This window comes from Microbacterium sp. Kw_RZR3 (assembly GCF_029222405.1).
In the GTDB taxonomy this organism is placed as follows: Bacteria; Actinomycetota; Actinomycetes; order Actinomycetales; family Microbacteriaceae; genus Microbacterium.
In genome coordinates, this window is sequence record NZ_JARHXC010000110.1 from 1 (window position 1) to 1,744 (window position 1,744).

The 1,744-nt window shown below is 71.3% G+C and carries 2 protein-coding genes; both read left to right on the forward strand.

The window, feature by feature from the left end:
- A partial coding sequence (locus P2P98_RS05970; protein ID WP_275798122.1) for an FAD-dependent oxidoreductase occupies positions 1 to 700 on the forward strand: 700 nt, incomplete at its 5' end.
- A 9-nt stretch (positions 701 to 709) separates the two neighbouring features.
- The gene (locus P2P98_RS05975) at positions 710 to 1,225 is read left to right on the forward strand and encodes a DUF1697 domain-containing protein (protein WP_275798124.1); all 516 of its coding nucleotides are present in this window, start codon (positions 710 to 712) and stop codon (positions 1,223 to 1,225) included.
- Positions 1,226 to 1,744 lie beyond the last annotated feature (519 nt).

The window sequence follows — 1,744 nt, forward strand, 5'->3', positions numbered from 1 at the left end:
CGACGACGACGGGCGACGCGTGCTCGAGCTGTCCGACGGCACCACCGTCACCGCCGACGAGCTTCTCGTGGCCACCGGCCGCGTTCCCCGCACCACCGACCTCGGCCTCGAGACCGTCGGGCTGGAAGAGGGGTCGTGGCTCGACGCCGACGACACCCTCCTCGTGCGGGGCTTCGACTGGTTGTACGCCGTCGGCGATGTCAACCACCGCGCGCTCCTGACCCACCAGGGCAAGTACCAGGCCCGCGCCGCGGGCGACGTGATCGCCGCGCGGGCGCAGGGTGGCGAGGTCGACGACGCCCCGTGGGGCGCTCATGTCGCCACCGCCGACCACGACGCGGTGCCGCAGGTGACGTTCACCGATCCCGAGGTGGCATCCGTCGGTCTCACCGCCGCCGCCGCCGAGAAGCGCGGGCTGAACGTGAAGGTGCTCGACTACGACCTGGCGCACGTCGCGGGCTCCAGCGAGCAGTCCGACGCGTACGTCGGCAAGGCCCGCGTGATCGTCGACCTCGACCGTGGCGTTCTCGTCGGGGCGACGTTCGTCGGTCCCGACATCGCCGAGCTGCTGCACTCCGCGACGATCGCCATCGTCGGCGAAGTGCCGATCAAGCGGCTCTGGCACGCCGTGCCGTCGTACCCCACGGTCAGCGAGGTCTGGCTGCGCCTCCTCGAGACGCTCGGCCGCGACAGCGCGTAATCTGGCGCCATGCCGCGTTCCGTCGCGCTCATCCGCGGGGTCGGTGGACCCACGGCGATGAAGATGCCCGCACTGCGCGAGGTGTTGGCATCCGCCGGTCTCGGCGAGGTCGAGACGCTCCAGGTGGCGGGGAACGTCGTGCTCGACGACGGCGGCCGCTCCCCCGACGAGATCGCACGGGCGATTCGGGATGCCGTGCGCGCAGCGTTCGGCCACGACCTTCCGGTGATCGTTCGCTCGCACGCCGAGCTCGCCGATGCGCACGCCCGGAACCCGTTCGCCGACGCCTCGGAGGGACGCTGGGTGCAGACGGTGTTCCTCGACGCGGCGCCGGTCGTCGCGCTCGAGGTGCCCGATGGCATGCCCGAGGAGGCCGTGCTCGACGGCCGCGAGGTGTTCGTGCGGTATCCCGAGGGCATCGGCGGGTCGAAGCTGCAGGCCGGCTGGTTCGAGAAGCGCCTCGGTGTCACCGGTACCGCCCGCAACGCGAACACGATCGCGAAGCTCGTCGCGCTGAGCGTCTGAGCCGCGGGGACCCCGCGCCTCGCGCTCTACGCTCCGTGCCGCCACGACCACGCATAAACGCGATCTACGCACATAAACACGCGCACCACGCGTTTATGCAAGCAAACAGCGTTTATGCCGCGGCACTCCGCGCGCGGCACCCCGCGCCTCATCGAGGCATCCCAGCCCGCGGCACCGAGGCGCGCCGCCAGCGCGTGCCCACTCGCACACCGACGCGGGCCCAATCCGCCACGCCCACATCCATAAACGCGATCCACGCACATAAACACGTGCGCCACGCGTTTATGCGAGCAAACGGCGTTTATGCCGCCGCAGCCCGCCCCGCAGCACCCAGCGCGCCGCCAGCGCAGCCCGCCCCGCAGCACCCAGCGCGCCGCCAGCGCGGCCCGCCCTCGCACCGGCCAGAGCCCCGCCAACGCATGCCCGCTCGCACACCCGCGCGGCCCCAACCCGCCATGCCCACACCCATAAACGCGATCCACGCGCATAAACACGAGCACCACGCGTTTATGCGAGCAA